Source organism: Allocellulophaga tsushimaensis (assembly GCF_055383085.1).
Genome location: NZ_AP039451.1, coordinates 1039772 through 1055050, shown reverse-complemented (window position 1 = coordinate 1055050; position 15279 = coordinate 1039772). Strand labels below are relative to the sequence as shown.

The following is a 15279-nucleotide window of genomic DNA, read 5'->3' as shown; positions in this document are numbered from 1 at the left end:
TTAAATAAAACTTTTAAATAATGTGTTCCTTAAAAGCCACTCAAGTATTAATAAAGCAAAGGCAATAAGCAGCCAAGGTCTGTATTTTTCTTCGAATTTAGAATATTTAAATTCTTCTATTTCTGTTTTTTCTAGTTTATTGATTTCCTCATAAATACGCTGTAAACTTTCATTATTTGTAGCTCTAAAGTAAGATCCTCCTGTAGCAGCGGCAATTTCTTTTAATAATTTCTCATCTATTTCTACTGGGCGCATACCATATCTAAAGGTACCATTGGCATTATAAGCCACAGGAGATAGTGCGTTTCCATTAGTTCCTAAACCTATGGTGTAAGTTTTAATATTATACTCTATTGCTAATTCGGCTGCTGTTTGTGGTTCAATAACACCAGTGTTATTAACACCATCTGTCATCAGAATAATAATTCTACTCTTAGCCTTACTATCTTTTAAACGATTTACAGCTGTTGCTAAACCCATTCCTATGGCTGTACCCCCTTCTAAATCTCCAAAGTCTATTTCTTTTAAAGAATTTAAAATGATAGATTTATCACTAGTAACAGGCATTTTAGTATAGCTTTCACCAGAATAAACTACAAGCCCTATCCGATCATTGGGACGTTTATTTATAAAATCTGCAGCTACTTTTTTTAATGCTTTTAAACGATTTGGTTTTAAATCTTTTGCTAGCATACTAGAAGATACATCTACTGCAATTACAATATCAATCCCTTTTGTTATTTTGGTTTTTGTAGAGACATCTTCGGTTTGTGGTCTTGCCAGTGCTGTAATGATAGCTGCTAAAGCCAAAAGACGTAATGTAAATAGGATTGGTTTTAATTTTGGTAAAATGCTATTTGTAGTAAAACCTTTTGTAGTGGCTATTTTTACAGATGCTATAGTTTCTTTTTGCTTAAAAAAATACCAAAGTATGGCTAATGGCAATGTAATAAATAGCCAAAAAAACTGTGGATTAGCAAATTCTATATTCTCTAACATTATTTAGTTGTTTCTAAACTTAATGAACTTTGCATACGCTCTATAATAGGCGCTGCATACTTATCTTGTTTTTGATATGTATAGGCAATAATATGGCAGGTAGTATCTTTTACAATTAAATACATCTCATATTCATATTTTTCTTTCTCTTTTGTAAGAGGGTTTTTGGCTACATAACGGCCATGAATTTTTTTCCCTTCATAATCTTTAAATTTATAAGAGTCGTCTTTAACAATTAAATTTAAAGCCCCATTCTCTTCAAAAGTTTTTATCATCTCTTCTGAAAGAACCGATAACATAATTTTCTGCATTTCTTCTTCACTCACATCAGCACTTAATTTGCCAGATGCAGCAAGTTGTTTTCCAAAATCTTGAATAGGAATAGACCGTACTAATACATAAAAGCGGTCTAGCACGCTACCGTAATAAAAAGCATCGAAAGGCTGTGGTTTTTGGCTAGGCTCATCTGTAACAGAGTCTCTTTTTGTTTCTACAAGCCTTTTTAAAATTTTAGGTGAGGATATGTGTATAGGCGGGAAACCATATGAACTAGAAACCCAATCGCCTTCTAAAAGGTCTTTAGTAGGATGTCCAATAATATTGTCTTTTACGTTATCATATCCAAAATAAACAATAGTAGAAACAGTTCCAATGATTAAGATTGCAGCTGCAGAAATAACGGTAATTAAGATTTGTTTGCGCTTCTTTTTACGCGCTAATTCCTCTAAATATTCTTCTTGCTGTAATAATTCTTCTTCTGTAGGTTCTGGAATAGCTTCATGTGTTTTTTCTACAATCTGCTCTATCGCTTTTCTGTCTTGTTCTGCAACTGATACTTCTGGTTTAGATTTTGCAAACTTTACAAGATCTGATGTTTGTAAAATATTTTTAAACTGATTTATAGTAGAAAGGTCTAAATCTAAGCTGCCCGAATCTTTAAGCATTTCTAATTTAGCAATTAACTCATCTGTAGTACTTTCTAATGCGGAAATTTGTACATCTTCTTCTAGATAAGAACGTACAATATCTGTTAATTCTGAATAGTATTGTTTGTATTCATCTTGAATTAAATATTTAGAGTTTTCTAATTTTTTTAATTCAATCATAGCTCTATCATATGGCGGTAATAGGGCTACTTTTTCTTCTTCTGTTAATGGTTTTTTACGCCATATAAACCAGTACAATAAGGCTCCTACAAATGTTAAGAAGCCAAGGATGGCTATAACCCAAACCCAAGGAAAACTACTGCTTTTAGAGACATTAATAAGTGGTTTTATATCATACAATTGTTGCGTAACAGTATCTACTTCAACGGTATTTACTGTTATTTGTAAAGAATCTGTTAGCAGTTGTAAAGAATCTGGTAATGCTTTTTTTAAGATGATAATTTTCTGTTGTGGAAGGGTGTAAGCACCAGAATCAAATTGCGTAAGCGCATAAATTCTTTGCAATACAACCCGTTTGTCTTTAGAAATGGTATCGATTGAAGAAAAATCTACCATTTCTAAAGGTGCAAAAGTTTGTTTTTCAGGAAATTTTACAAAGTCGGTTGAATCTGCTTCTACCGTAACTTTAAATTGTATTTGCTCTCCAATTTTAATCGCAGTCTTATCTGCACTAGAACTTACTTTAGGAGTACTTTGAGAAAAACCTTGAAAAGCTAAGAAAAATAGCCATAAGACTATATAGCGCTTTAATAGCGATAATGATTTTTCTATGTTCAATTTTCTATTTTTCATTTATCCTCTTCGCTTAAAATAGCCTAATAATTTTTTAACATAACTTTCATCAACTCTGCAATCTAAAATACCACAGCCAGATTTTTTAAAAGTATCCTCAAAATAATGAACTCTCTCGTTATAAAAAGCACTATAATTTTGACGTACTTTTTTAGATTGTGTATTAATTAATTGCAATTCTCCGGTTTCTGCATCTTCTACCTGTACCATTCCTAAATTTGGAATACTTTCCTCTCGTTCATCATAAATTCTAATTCCTGTAAGGTCATGTTTTTTTCCAGTAATTCGTAAGGTTTGTAGATAATCATCAGTAATAAAATCTGATAATACAAAAACAATCGCTTTCTTTTTAATTACACTAGAGAGAAACTTTAAAGCCAACGAAAGATCTGTTTTTTTACTTTTAGGTGTAAATTCTAATAACTCTCTAATAATTCGTAAAACATGACTTTTTCCTTTTTTAGGAGGAATAAAAAGTTCAATTTCATCTGAAAATAAAAGAAGCCCTATTTTATCATTATTCTGTAAAGCAGAGAAGGCTAAAGTAGCTGCAATTTCTGTAATAATTTCGTTTTTAAATTGGTTGGTAGTACCAAACAATTCGGAACCACTTACATCTACCATCAGCATCATGGTAAGTTCTCGTTCTTCTTCAAAAACTTTAATATAGGGCTCGTTATAACGGGCCGTTACATTCCAATCTATAGCTCTAACATCATCTCCAAATTGGTACTGACGCACTTCGCTAAAAGTCATCCCTCTTCCTTTAAAAGTAGAGTGGTATTCCCCACCAAAGATATGGTCGGAAAGACGACGGGTCTTTATCTCAATTTTACGAACTTTCTTAAGTAATTCTTTAGTATCCATTTATTCCTCTCTCCCAACCCTCTCTCCAATGGAGAAAGAGCTTTTAATATTATTAACCTCTTTTTTAAAGTCCTTCCCAAAGGGAAGGATTTAGGATGGGATTTTTAAGGCACCTCAATTTGGTTTACAATCTTATTGATGATTTCTTCTGAGGTAATATTTTCTGCTTCCGCTTCATATGTAATTCCAATTCTATGACGTAGAATATCGTGTACTACTGCACGGACATCCTCGGGAACAACATAGCCTCTTCTTTTTATAAAAGCATAGCATTTAGCAGCAGTGGCAAGGTTAATGCTACCTCTAGGCGAAGCTCCAAAACTTATTAATGGTTTTAAACTTTCTAAGTTATACTTTTCTGGATAACGAGTAGCAAAAATAAGATCTAGAATATATTTTTCTATCTTTTCGTCCATGTATACTTCTTTCACTGCTTTTTGTGCACTTAGAATTTGTTTTATAGAAACTACAGCTTTTACTTCCTCATAATTTCCTAAAATATTCTGACGCATAATTAATTGCTCCTCATTTATTTTAGGATAATCAATTACGGTTTTTAGCATAAAACGGTCTACTTGTGCCTCTGGTAATGGGTATGTACCTTCTTGTTCTACTGGGTTTTGTGTGGCCATTACTAAAAATGGTTTGTCTAAGACAAAAGTTTCATCACCAATAGTAACTTGTTTCTCTTGCATTGCCTCTAAAAGAGCAGATTGTACTTTTGCTGGAGCACGGTTAATTTCATCAGCAAGGACAAAATTAGCAAAAATGGGTCCTTTTTTAATAGAAAAATCGTTTTCCTTCATGTTATAGATCATGGTACCAACAACATCCGCAGGTAATAAATCTGGTGTAAATTGTATACGGCTAAAACTACCTTTAACAGCCTTAGCAAGTGTATTTATGGCTAAAGTTTTTGCTAATCCTGGAACACCTTCTAAGAGAATATGGCCTTGCCCAAGCAAACCAATTAAAAGTCGTTCTACCATGTGTTTTTGGCCAACAATAACTTTGTTCATCTCTAAAGTAAGCAAATCTATAAAAGCGCTCTCCTGTGCAATTTTCTCGTTTACAGCGCTAATATCAATTGTAGTGTTTTCTTCCATATGTTTTATTTAATTTCACAAGCTAATAAAATGCTATGCAAAATGAAAAATTATTTAATTATCCACTGTTAACAATAGGTTAAAAAATTGATAAACCCTTAACTTTTGTGAAGAGTTTAAGGTAATATTTTTATAATTTCACAATCTTGGTAAAATTATAAGAAAATAGGTACAATAATTATTTGTGTAGCTACAAACAATATTATTAAAATAGAGGATGAATAAAAACAGTATAGCACTTGTTACTGGTGCAACAAGTGGAATAGGAAAAGCAACAGCAGAACTTTTTGCAGATAACGGAATTCATTTAATTTTATGTGGGAGAAGGCAAGAACGTTTAGACCAGTTAAAAGAAGAATTAGGAAAAAAAACAGCTGTACATACTTTAAATTTTGATGTAAGAGATAAAGAATTAACTTTTAAAGCAATACACTCTTTACCGGAAGCTTTTTCAGCTATAGATATTTTAATTAATAATGCAGGAAATGCACACGGGTTAGATACTATTGATGAAGGAAATACTGATGATTGGGATGCGATGTTAGATATTAATGTAAAAGGCTTATTGTATATTTCTAAAGCAATAATTCCTGCAATGCGATCTAGAAAATCTGGCCACATCATTAATATTGGATCTACTGCTGGGAAAGAAGTATATCCTAAAGGCAATGTGTATTGTGCTAGTAAGCATGCCGTAGACGCTATTACTCAAGGCATGCGAATGGATTTAAATCCTTATGGTGTTAGAGTTGGTGCAATAAACCCAGGCGCTGTAGAAACAGAATTTAGCCAAGTACGTTTTAAAGGAGATATTGAAAAAGCAGATGGAGTTTATAAAGGTTTTGACCCTCTTAGGGCTAAAGATATAGCAGATATTATTTATTTTGTGGTAACAAGACCTTATTATGTAAATATTGCAGATTTAGTAGTTATGCCAACAGCTCAAGCATCTGCAACGATTATTCACAAAGAACTTTAAAAGTTAGAATACTGTGGTTATAAAATTAACTATTTGTATTCTTAACTAAATTTCTTTTTAAAGACGATCCTTCAGTATAATGATTAATAAACGCCTTCTAGTAAAAAACCTCCTCGCACATAATGATGAGAATAGCTTTTACGATAAAAAGCGATTTATTGCCATTGGAGAAAAAGAAGGAAAAGCTAAATTTTTAAAACATGTTTGCGCCTTAGCAAATAGCAATCCCAATAATAATTCTTTTATTGTTGTAGGGGTGGAAGATGAGGATAATAAGATTATAGGCGTAGATTTTTTTGATGATAGTAGAATTCAAAATTTAGTAAACGCTTATTTAGTAAATGCACCTTTTATTTCATATGAAAATATTCCTTTTCCCCAATTGCCAGAAGGTAAGGTAGTTGGTCTTGTGAGCATAAAATCTATTGGAAAAGTTTGTTCATTAAAGAAAAATATTTGGAAGTATTATGGAGGATCTGTATTCTTTAGAGAAGGGAGTATAAGCATGCCCAAAGCATACGATATAGAATTAAAAGATATTAATTCTAAAGCGGTTTCTACCATAGAATTACATGCCAGAAATAATATAGAATTAACACTAGATGCAGTAATAGATTTTATAAATAATAGGCATAAAGATTTAACTAGTAATTATAAAGTTTTTAAAGAACAATTTATAGTCTGTTGGGCAGGAAATCAGAAAAAAATTAAAGACGAAATTTATTATTCTCGTGTAGATATAGAACTTATAAATGAGCAGATAAAATTATTTTATTCTGCTTTAGACGATGTTCGTATTTATTATGATGAACACTCTTTTACTATAGTAGAGTATGTAAAATTAGGACTAGGTTCGCAACAAAAATATTATCCATTAGAAAAAGTACGTATTACTTTTGAGGCTAATGGAACACACCAAATACAAACAGAGTTATTATTTGAAGCCCCAGAATATGATAAAAAAACATTACATCATATTTTTAATACAAATAATGTTTTAGTAGATAAAATAAAAAAAAGAATACCATTAACAGCATCAGAAAATAAAGACTTAAAACAATTACCTGCTACATACCTAATTAGTTATTTAAATGGATTTGAAGAGGCAAAAGAGCAATTAGAATTTGCACGGTCGCTACTTAAACAATACGACAAAAAGATATACCAATCTGTAAAAGAGAGTCTGCGTATTTTAAGAAAGGTAAAGTATAATTAATTAAAAACTTCTGAATAGTTGGGAAGCGAAGGGATAGCACCATAATTAACAGTAGTAATTGCCCCCGCTTTGTTTGCATATTTAACCATCTTAATAAGAAGATCGGTAGAATTAAAAATCATTTCTACAGTGTCTAATTTTGCAATTTGAAATAACAGACAGCCAATAAAGGCATCTCCAGCACCTGTAGTATCTATAGCTTCAACTTGGATACTAGGAATTATTTGTTTAAAACTTGTGGTGCTAATTAAAGTACCATGACTCCCCAAGGTAACCATAATTATTTTGGCTCCTATTTGATGTAATGCGTTACAAGCAGCATCCATATCTTTTTCTTCGGAAAGTAGTAAAAGCTCTTCTTTACTAAATTTACATAAGTCTGCTTTTTCAATAAAAGGCATGCACTTTTTAATAAAAAGCGCTTCATTTTCTTTCCATAAATCACCACGAAAATTAGGATCAAAACTTATAAAAGCATTATGTGTTAGTGCATCAAAGAAATAATGGCCATAGGCTTTTTCTAAATTACCCCCCAATAAAGCAGTTGCAGCTCCCAGATGTAAAATATTATTTTTAAAAGTGTTTTTTAAAGCAGAATCGTATGTTAATTTCTCATCGGCACCACGGCTAAAAACAAAATCGCGCTCTCCGTTTTCGGTTAATGAAACAAATGCTAGAGATGTAAAAGTAGTACAACGTTGTGCAAGAGAGGTGTCTACTTTATTCTGTTCTAGAGTTTCTATTAGAAAATTTCCAAAAGGATCTTTCCCTACAGCTCCTATAAAAAAGCTTTCACCACCTAATTTTGCAACTGCACAAGCTGTATTTGCAGGTGCTCCACCTGCTTTTTTTGTAAATTCCTTTGTTTTAGAAAGGTCACTTCCTTGTTTTTCAGCAACAAAATCAATTAAAAGCTCACCTACACAGAATACTTTTTTCATTTATCTAAGGCTATTGTAAAATGAGTTATATTGGTATTCTGAAATGGTATATTTAGATATAGCATAGTATTTATTAGACATATTACTACAAAATGTTTCTATGGCTTTAACTGCAACAATCATACTTTCAGAGTATATGTTTAGGTTTAACAATAAAACGCATTAATTTTTTAGGCAAATTTACGAAGCCAGTACTGTTTTTATGTGTTTTTTTAACTAAAAAATAAATTCGTTATATCTCAAATTTACTGACTTTCTAAGTAAATTTCAAGAACTCTTGCCCTATTTTACTAAACCTTAATAGTATTATCTATTGCAGGTACCTTTAAAACAGTAGTATTAGTTATCATACATAAATTAAAAATAATAAGTAAGCGCCTCATAATTTTATAGATCTAATGAAAATAGACCTTTAACTTAAATAAACAGCGATATAAATTTTAGCAATGAAAAGTGTTAAATTTTTGAGAATTTGGTATCTTGATCAAAATTTAAAAAACAAAAACCATTATGGGATTATTTGACGAAATAAAAAAGAAGCTTAGTCATGAGTTTATTGATATTATAGAGTGGCTAGATAATACTAATGATACAATAGTGCATCGTTTTGAGCGCTACCAGAATGAAATTAAGAATAATGCAAAGCTTATTGTTAGAGAAGGGCAAACGGCTGTTTTTATTAATGAAGGGCAGTTAGCAGATGTTTTTACACCAGGCACCTATACTTTAAATACACAGAATTTACCCATATTAACTACATTAAAAGGATGGAAATATGGTTTTGATAGTCCGTTTAAAGCCGAAGTATATTTTGTAAATACCCGTTTATTTACAGATGAAAAATGGGGAACAAAAAACGCAGTGATTTTAAATGATGAACGTTTTGGACTTACCGAGATTAGAGCTTTTGGAACCTATAGTTTTAAAATACAAGATGCCGGTAAATTCGTAGTAGATGTTGTGGGTACAGATGGTAATTTTACAAATTATGAAGTAAATGAGCATCTAAAAAGTTTAATTGTAACCCGTTTTACAGACACGGTAGGTGAGGCTAATCTTCCTATAGAATTGTATGCTGCAAATACCTCTGAATTATCGGAGACTTGCCAAGAAGTAATGCAGCCAGAGTTTAATAGAGTTGGGATACAATTAGAGCGTTTTTATATTGAAAACGTATCGATGCCTGAAGAACTCAAGAAAGAAATTTTTGAGTACAGCAGACTAGATAAATTAGACATGGGCAAATTAACCCAATTTAAAACCGCTAAGGCAATTGAAGCAGCAGCACAAAATGAAGGCGGTACTGCAGGAGCAGGCATGGGCATGGGTATGGGCTTTGTGTTAGCGCAACAAATGGGAGGTATGATGAGTCCACAAATGGGTGGGCAAGCTTCAATACCACATCAAATGCCTGGTAATGCAACCCCACCTCCAATGCCTGTACAAGTGATGTACCATTATGCAGTAGGAGGAAACCAAATGGGACCAGTAAATTTTGAGAAACTTAAAGAACTTTTTGCCAATAGAACTATTAATAAGGACTCTTTAGTATGGAAACAAGGCATGAGTAATTGGGCAGCTGTAAAAGATGTAGAAGAATTAAAAGCATTTTTAGGTGGTAGTACGCCACCACCTTTACCTGCCTCATAATAAATCTAAAAGAATTTAGGATAGCTTTAAGCAGATTAGATTAGTTCAATGGCTAATCTGCTTAAAGTACTATAGTTCTAAATTAATAACTCTTTACTTTTAAGAAATAGTATTTTTCTAGTATAAAATGGAAGAAACCCAAAACTCGGAACATAAAAAACCTTGCGCTAATTGTGGAGCAGAACTTAAATACAAACCAGGTTCACAGCAATTAAAATGTGAGTACTGTGGCTACGAAGAATTTATAGAACAAGCAAAAAGTAGTTTTGAAGAATTAGAATTAGAACATTATTTAAAAGTCGTAGGTGATAATGCGTATACCGATACTATAGACATTTTAAATTGTAAAAATTGTGGTGCTAATCAGCATGTAGAAGAAAATTACAAATCGTTAGGTTGTGTATACTGTGGAGAACCACTGATAAGAGAAGATATAGAAAAAGAAGGCTGGATATTACCAGGTGCTATACTTCCTTTTCAGTTAGATGATAAAAAAGCGCATCAGATTTTTAAAACTTGGGCAAATAGTTTATGGTTTGCCCCTAATAAACTAAAAAGAGCAGCGTTAGACCCGGATGCCATACATGGTTTGTATGTGCCCCATTGGACTTTTGATGCTAATTTGTTTGCCAATTACCAAGGACAAAGAGGCGACTATTATTATGAAACGCAACGTTACAGAACTAAGAATGGCACACAAACCAGGCAAGTGCGAAAAACACGTTGGTCTTATGCTTCAGGAAGTGTTAGTGGTTTTATAGATGATATTCTAATTAATGCCTCAGAGAAAAAACGAAGAGATATTCCTGCAAAAATTTCGCATTGGAACCTAAAAGAGTTAGTGGTATTTAATTCCAAATATCTTTCAGGTTTTATAACAGAAAAATATACAATTTCATTAAAAGAAGGGCATCATCAATCTTTTCAGGAGGCAAAAAACATTGCATATAATTGGATAAGAAGAGATATAGGAGGTGATACGCAACGGATATCTGATGCCAATATTAAATTATCAGAAGAAACCTTTAAGCATATTTTATTACCAGTTTATATTAGTTCATACCTGTATAATGGAAAAGAATATAGTTTTTATATTAATGGGCAAACAGGTAATATTAGTGGTAAAAGACCTTATTCTTTTTGGAAAATCTTTTTTTTAGTCATTTTTATTATTGCTGTTATAGCTACAATAGCGATTTTTGCAGAACAATGAGAACATTAGTTATTGGAGATATCCATTCTGGCTTAAAAGCCTTACAGCAAATTTTAAAAGATGCAAATGTAACTACTAAAGATCACCTTATCTTTTTAGGAGATTATATAGATGGTTGGAGTGAGGCATTAGAAACCGTAAATTTTTTAATCGATTTAAATAAAACGCACCATTGTACTTTTCTTAGAGGAAACCATGATGAGTTGTGTTGTGCATGGCTAGATGAGGGCAAAGATAACCCTACTTGGTTTCAACATGGAGGTGAAGCAACAATGACTTCATATGCTAAAGCAACTGATGAAATAAAAAAATTACATATCAATTTTTATAAAAATTTAGTTAATTATTATTTGGATGATAAAAATCGTTTATTTCTTCATGCTGGGTTTACCAATTTAAAAGGAGTAGAACACGAGTATTTTTCTAAAACTTTTTATTGGGATAGAACCCTATGGGAATTAGCATTAGCTTCAAATCCAGAATTAAAAGAGAGTAATAAAATATTCCCACAGAGATTAAAATTATATAACGAAGTCTATATAGGCCATACTCCGGTTACCCGTATAGGAGAAACTACACCGCAAAATGCAGCTAATGTTTGGAATATAGATACTGGAGCGGCTTTTAAAGGCCCTTTAACTATAGTAGATGTAGATACAAAAGAAATGTGGCAGAGTGATCCTGTGCATACTTTATATCCGGGAGAAAAAGGTAGAAATTAAAAAGACCCTCCAAATAGCTTGTTTTTAAGGCGATTATACCGAACTTTGAAAAAAAAAATATGTCAGCAAAAAATATAAGATTAGAAGTGATGCAGGCTATTGAGCCACAGGTGGAAGATTTTATGGATAACTTTCTAATAAAACCTGAAGACATATGGCAACCAACAGATTTTTTACCAGATTCTCAAAGTGATGATTTTTTAGAAAATGTTGAGCAGTTAAGAGAGGAATCTAAAGAATTAGGATACGATTTTTGGGTAACTATGGTTGCTGATACCATTACAGAAGAAGCCTTACCTACCTATGAATCTTGGTTAATGGATGTAGTGGGTATAGACCAACATGGTGAAAATAAAACTAATGGATGGGCAAAATGGGTACGTGCCTGGACAGCCGAAGAAAATAGACATGGTGATGTGCTAAATAAGTATTTATACCTCTCAGGTCGCGTAAACATGAGAGAAATAGAAATTACTACTCAACACCTTATTTCCGATGGTTTTGATATTGGTACTGATCAAGACCCGTATAAAAACTTTGTGTATACCAGTTTCCAAGAATTGGCTACCAATATCTCTCATAAAAGAGTGGGGCAAATGGCTAAGAAAAAAGGGAATGGCTTATTAGGTAAAATGTGTACGATCATTGCGGGTGATGAAATGCGCCATCATTTAGCGTACCGAGAATTTGTAAAAACGATCTTAGGTCAAGACCCTAACGGAATGATGCTTGCTTTTGCTGATATGATGAAGCAGAAAATAGTAATGCCAGCACATTTTTTAAGAGAATCTGGAGGAACCATTGGTACCGCTTTTGAAAACTTTTCGAATTGTGCGCAAAGATTAGGCGTTTATACCGCACAAGATTATATAGATATTTTAGGCAAACTAAATGCTTTTTGGGAAATAGATGCGATAAGAGGACTTAACGATGAAGCACAAAAAGCAAGAGACTACTTAATGAAATTGCCTAGCCGATTAGAGCGTATTGCCGAAAGAATGAAATTCCCAGAAGATCAATACCAATTTAAATGGGTTGAAGCGAATGGGAGATTATGATAAGTTTTTTAGTAAAGTCTAAGCTGTGTTAAACTCATAAGTTGCTGTATTGATGGGTTGAGCACAGCTTTAATGAAAATACAATTTTTCAATTACTCTTTAAAATGTATTTTAATATTACGGATCTATTATTTTTATCTTAATTTATTAAATCCATAATTTTTATTAATTATGTTCTGTCTACACATATTCATTTTCAGCTGATGTTATATTAGTTTTTAATTTTAACAAAAACCTCAAGACATCTACTTTATCCGCCTATGAGATGGAATTTGTTTTAAAACTCATTCAACATTAAAAAGTTTTTGGTTACACACAACAATTACTATGGAGTCTCGTTAAATAAACTTAACCCAAATATTTTTATGATGAAAAAATTAGTATTACCGCTTATTGTTTTATGTATTGGATTCACTTCATGTTCTAAAGATGATGAACCAGGAATAGAAATAGAAATTACACCGGAAGAATCTATTGCTACTTTTGATAATGTTGAACTAAAGTTATCAGATTCCAATACAATGGGTTTTGGAATTGCTTTTTCTACAACAACAGGAAGAACATACCAAGAATCAGAAGTTACAGCAGATAATATTGCTGAAATAGATTTAGTTTCTGCTACCAATCAAGCATTCATTGCATTTAATAGTCCAAGTGAAAATGATGTGTTTGCTCAGATATCAGGTGTAAAAACGACTAAAATACAAGCTGCTGGAGATGCATTAACAATTGAAGAATTTGATGCGCTTGCAGATGATTCTCAACTTAAAGATTTAGTAATTGCTAACGATGGAGAAGCACAACCAGTAACTTACCGAGGCGTTTTTCTTTTTGAAACAGCTACAGGTAAAAAAGGTGCTTTTAAAATTAATGCAGTGAATGCCGATAGAGTTTTATTTGATGTTGTTGTAATGAACTAATATGTAGAAATCTAATCATTATCGTAATGATAGTAAAGGTCGGAAGATGTATCTTCCGGCCTTTTTTGTTCTTAAGAGTCTCATCCAGATTTTTATACAAGCTATACAGTTTTAACTACCATTAATATAAAATAGATAGGTTTTTTCTAGCTTTTTAAAGAAATTTACAATGGTATAAAAAAAACCTATTTCTCCCGACGAGGCTCCGGCATTGAAATAGGTTTAAATCTAAAATATTTTAATAATTTAGGTGGTTAGTTAAAACCGTATAAATAAGTTTTCTTATTTATACGGTTTTTTTATAAATTAAATTTTATGCCTTGTGCTAAAGGTAATTCTGTAGTGTAGTTTATGGTATTTGTTTGTCGCCTCATGTATACTTTCCAAGCATCAGAACCAGACTCACGCCCACCACCAGTTTCTTTTTCACCGCCAAATGCACCGCCAATCTCTGCACCAGAAGTTCCTATATTTACATTAGCAATTCCGCAGTCAGACCCAGCTACCGATAAAAAGGCTTCAGCTTCACGCAAATTATTTGTCATAATTGCAGAAGATAAACCTTGAGCTACACCATTTTGTATTTCTAAAGCGTTTTCAACACCACCAGAATATTTTAATAGGTATAATACTGGGGCAAATGTTTCGTGTTGTACAATTTCAAAAGTGTTTTTAGCTTCTGCAATGGCGGGTTTTACATAACAACCAGATTCATATCCTTCTCCAGAAAGGACTTCTCCTTCCACAATAATATTCCCTCCTTCGGCTACTACTTTTTCTAAGGCAGCTTCATACATTTTAACAGCATCTAGATCTATAAGAGGCCCCACATGATTGTTTTCATCTAAAGGATTTCCAATGCGCAATTGTTTATATGCACTAACTAAAGCATCTTTTACTTTATCGTATACACTTTCGTGTATAATTAAACGTCTTGTTGAGGTACAACGTTGCCCAGCAGTACCTACAGCGCCAAATACAGCACCAATAACAGTCATTTTAATATCTGCATCTGGTGTTATAATAATAGCATTGTTACCGCCTAATTCTAATAAAGATTTCCCTAAACGTCCAGCAACTTCTTTCGCAACAATTTTACCCATTCTTGTAGATCCTGTTGCAGATACTAAAGGTATTCGGGTATCTTTCGTCATCATTTCTCCAACCTTATAATCGCCATTAATAAGGTTACAGATGCCTTCTGGTAAACCATTAGCAGCAAAAACTTCAGCAGCTATATTTTGACAAGCAATTCCGCAAATAGGTGTTTTTTCAGAAGGTTTCCAAACACATACATCACCACAAATCCATGCTAAAGCAGTATTCCATGCCCAAACCGCAACAGGAAAATTAAATGCAGAAATAATACCAACAATTCCTAACGGATGGTATTGCTCGTACATTCTGTGTCCTGGTCTTTCTGAGTGCATTGTTAAACCATGCAATTGGCGCGATAAACCTACAGCAAAATCACAGATATCTATCATTTCTTGAACCTCACCTAAGCCTTCTTGGTAACTTTTTCCCATTTCATAGGATACTAGCTTACCTAAAGCTTCTTTTTTCTCTCTTAGCTTTTCACCAAACTGTCGTACTATTTCACCTCGTAAAGGAGCAGGCTTTGTTCTCCATTCCTTAAAAGCTATTGCGGCAGTTTCCATTACTTTATCGTAATCTGCTTGTGTGGTTGTTTTTACTTTTCCAATGAGTTTCCCATCTACAGGAGAATATGAAGCGATAAGCTCACCATTAGAAAAATAAGTAGAACCTGTTGAAGTTCCCTCATTTATATCCTTAACACCTAATGTTATAAGTGCCTCTTTTATTCCAAAATCGATACTTTTTTCTGACATTTGTAACATTTTATAG

The 15279-nt window shown here is 32.6% G+C and carries 13 protein-coding genes; 7 read left to right on the top strand and 6 right to left on the bottom strand.

The annotated features are described in order from the left end of the window. The 4 genes from ACZ451_RS04605 to ACZ451_RS04590 all read right to left on the bottom strand — a co-directional run bounded on the left by ACZ451_RS04605 (nucleotide 1) and on the right by ACZ451_RS04590 (nucleotide 4711). Nucleotides 1–999, bottom strand: coding sequence for a vWA domain-containing protein (locus ACZ451_RS04605; RefSeq protein ID WP_464215926.1), 999 nt, complete (start codon nucleotides 997–999; stop codon nucleotides 1–3). Next, nucleotides 999–2738, bottom strand: a complete 1740-nt coding sequence (locus ACZ451_RS04600) for a hypothetical protein (protein WP_464215925.1) — start codon at nucleotides 2736–2738, stop codon at nucleotides 999–1001. The genes ACZ451_RS04605 and ACZ451_RS04600 overlap by 1 nt, the downstream gene beginning before the upstream one ends. Further along, nucleotides 2739–3605 carry a DUF58 domain-containing protein gene (locus tag ACZ451_RS04595; RefSeq protein WP_464215924.1) on the bottom strand — a complete coding sequence of 289 codons (867 nt, stop codon included), beginning with the start codon at nucleotides 3603–3605 and terminating at the stop codon, nucleotides 2739–2741. A 104-nt stretch (nucleotides 3606–3709) separates the two neighbouring features. Beyond that, the gene (locus ACZ451_RS04590; RefSeq protein WP_464215923.1) at nucleotides 3710–4711 is read right to left on the bottom strand and encodes an AAA family ATPase; all 1002 of its coding nucleotides are present in this window, start codon (nucleotides 4709–4711) and stop codon (nucleotides 3710–3712) included. Nucleotides 4712–4928: 217 nt separating this feature from the next. Here ACZ451_RS04590 and ACZ451_RS04585 point away from each other — a divergent pair, with 217 nt between their 5' ends. Continuing rightward, nucleotides 4929–5690, top strand: coding sequence for an SDR family NAD(P)-dependent oxidoreductase (locus ACZ451_RS04585; RefSeq protein ID WP_464215922.1), 762 nt, complete (start codon nucleotides 4929–4931; stop codon nucleotides 5688–5690). Nucleotides 5691–5769: 79 nt separating this feature from the next. Beyond that, the gene (locus ACZ451_RS04580; protein ID WP_464215921.1) at nucleotides 5770–6906 is read left to right on the top strand and encodes a DUF5929 domain-containing protein; all 1137 of its coding nucleotides are present in this window, start codon (nucleotides 5770–5772) and stop codon (nucleotides 6904–6906) included. Here the strand turns inward: ACZ451_RS04580 and ACZ451_RS04575 are convergent. Next, complete coding sequence (locus tag ACZ451_RS04575) at nucleotides 6903–7847, bottom strand: carbohydrate kinase family protein (RefSeq protein ID WP_464215920.1); 945 nt, start codon at nucleotides 7845–7847, stop codon at nucleotides 6903–6905. The two genes, ACZ451_RS04580 and ACZ451_RS04575, sit on opposite strands and share 4 nt — an antisense overlap. A gap of 510 nt (nucleotides 7848–8357) precedes the next feature. Here ACZ451_RS04575 and ACZ451_RS04570 point away from each other — a divergent pair. The 5 genes from ACZ451_RS04570 (at nucleotide 8358) to ACZ451_RS04550 (ending at nucleotide 13410) form a co-directional block, all read left to right on the top strand. Further along, nucleotides 8358–9497, top strand: a complete 1140-nt coding sequence (locus tag ACZ451_RS04570; protein WP_464215919.1) for an SPFH domain-containing protein — start codon at nucleotides 8358–8360, stop codon at nucleotides 9495–9497. Between the two features lie 127 nt (nucleotides 9498–9624). Continuing rightward, nucleotides 9625–10710 (top strand): TFIIB-type zinc ribbon-containing protein, encoded by a 1086-nt coding sequence (locus ACZ451_RS04565; RefSeq protein ID WP_464215918.1) that lies wholly within the window; start codon nucleotides 9625–9627, stop codon nucleotides 10708–10710. After that, entirely contained in the window at nucleotides 10707–11432 is a 726-nt protein-coding gene (locus ACZ451_RS04560) for a metallophosphoesterase (RefSeq protein ID WP_464215917.1), read from the top strand. Before ACZ451_RS04565 ends, ACZ451_RS04560 begins: the two co-directional genes overlap by 4 nt. A 59-nt stretch (nucleotides 11433–11491) precedes the next feature. Further along, a complete protein-coding gene (locus ACZ451_RS04555; protein ID WP_464215916.1) occupies nucleotides 11492–12490 on the top strand; it encodes an acyl-ACP desaturase in 999 nt (332 codons plus the stop codon). Between the two features lie 368 nt (nucleotides 12491–12858). Continuing rightward, complete coding sequence (locus ACZ451_RS04550) at nucleotides 12859–13410, top strand: hypothetical protein (RefSeq protein ID WP_464215915.1); 552 nt, start codon at nucleotides 12859–12861, stop codon at nucleotides 13408–13410. A gap of 299 nt (nucleotides 13411–13709) precedes the next feature. On the opposite strand, the gene amaB is transcribed toward ACZ451_RS04550, so the two are convergent. Beyond that, nucleotides 13710–15263, bottom strand: a complete 1554-nt coding sequence (gene amaB / locus ACZ451_RS04545; protein WP_464216895.1) for an L-piperidine-6-carboxylate dehydrogenase — start codon at nucleotides 15261–15263, stop codon at nucleotides 13710–13712. Nucleotides 15264–15279: the final 16 nt, after the last annotated feature.

Excerpts from the sequence above, each read along its gene's own strand:
- ACZ451_RS04605 (WP_464215926.1), bottom strand. The coding sequence starts at position 999 with ATGTTAGAGAATATAGAATTTGCTAATCCACAGTTTTTTTGGCTATTT.
- ACZ451_RS04600 (WP_464215925.1), bottom strand. The coding sequence starts at position 2,738 with ATGAAAAATAGAAAATTGAACATAGAAAAATCATTATCGCTATTAAAG.
- ACZ451_RS04595 (WP_464215924.1), bottom strand. The coding sequence starts at position 3,605 with ATGGATACTAAAGAATTACTTAAGAAAGTTCGTAAAATTGAGATAAAG.
- ACZ451_RS04590 (WP_464215923.1), bottom strand. The coding sequence starts at position 4,711 with ATGGAAGAAAACACTACAATTGATATTAGCGCTGTAAACGAGAAAATT.
- ACZ451_RS04585 (WP_464215922.1), top strand. The coding sequence starts at position 4,929 with ATGAATAAAAACAGTATAGCACTTGTTACTGGTGCAACAAGTGGAATA.
- ACZ451_RS04580 (WP_464215921.1), top strand. The coding sequence starts at position 5,770 with ATGATTAATAAACGCCTTCTAGTAAAAAACCTCCTCGCACATAATGAT.
- ACZ451_RS04575 (WP_464215920.1), bottom strand. The coding sequence starts at position 7,847 with ATGAAAAAAGTATTCTGTGTAGGTGAGCTTTTAATTGATTTTGTTGCT.
- ACZ451_RS04570 (WP_464215919.1), top strand. The coding sequence starts at position 8,358 with ATGGGATTATTTGACGAAATAAAAAAGAAGCTTAGTCATGAGTTTATT.
- ACZ451_RS04565 (WP_464215918.1), top strand. The coding sequence starts at position 9,625 with ATGGAAGAAACCCAAAACTCGGAACATAAAAAACCTTGCGCTAATTGT.
- ACZ451_RS04560 (WP_464215917.1), top strand. The coding sequence starts at position 10,707 with ATGAGAACATTAGTTATTGGAGATATCCATTCTGGCTTAAAAGCCTTA.
- ACZ451_RS04555 (WP_464215916.1), top strand. The coding sequence starts at position 11,492 with ATGTCAGCAAAAAATATAAGATTAGAAGTGATGCAGGCTATTGAGCCA.
- ACZ451_RS04550 (WP_464215915.1), top strand. The coding sequence starts at position 12,859 with ATGAAAAAATTAGTATTACCGCTTATTGTTTTATGTATTGGATTCACT.
- amaB (WP_464216895.1), bottom strand. The coding sequence starts at position 15,263 with ATGTCAGAAAAAAGTATCGATTTTGGAATAAAAGAGGCACTTATAACA.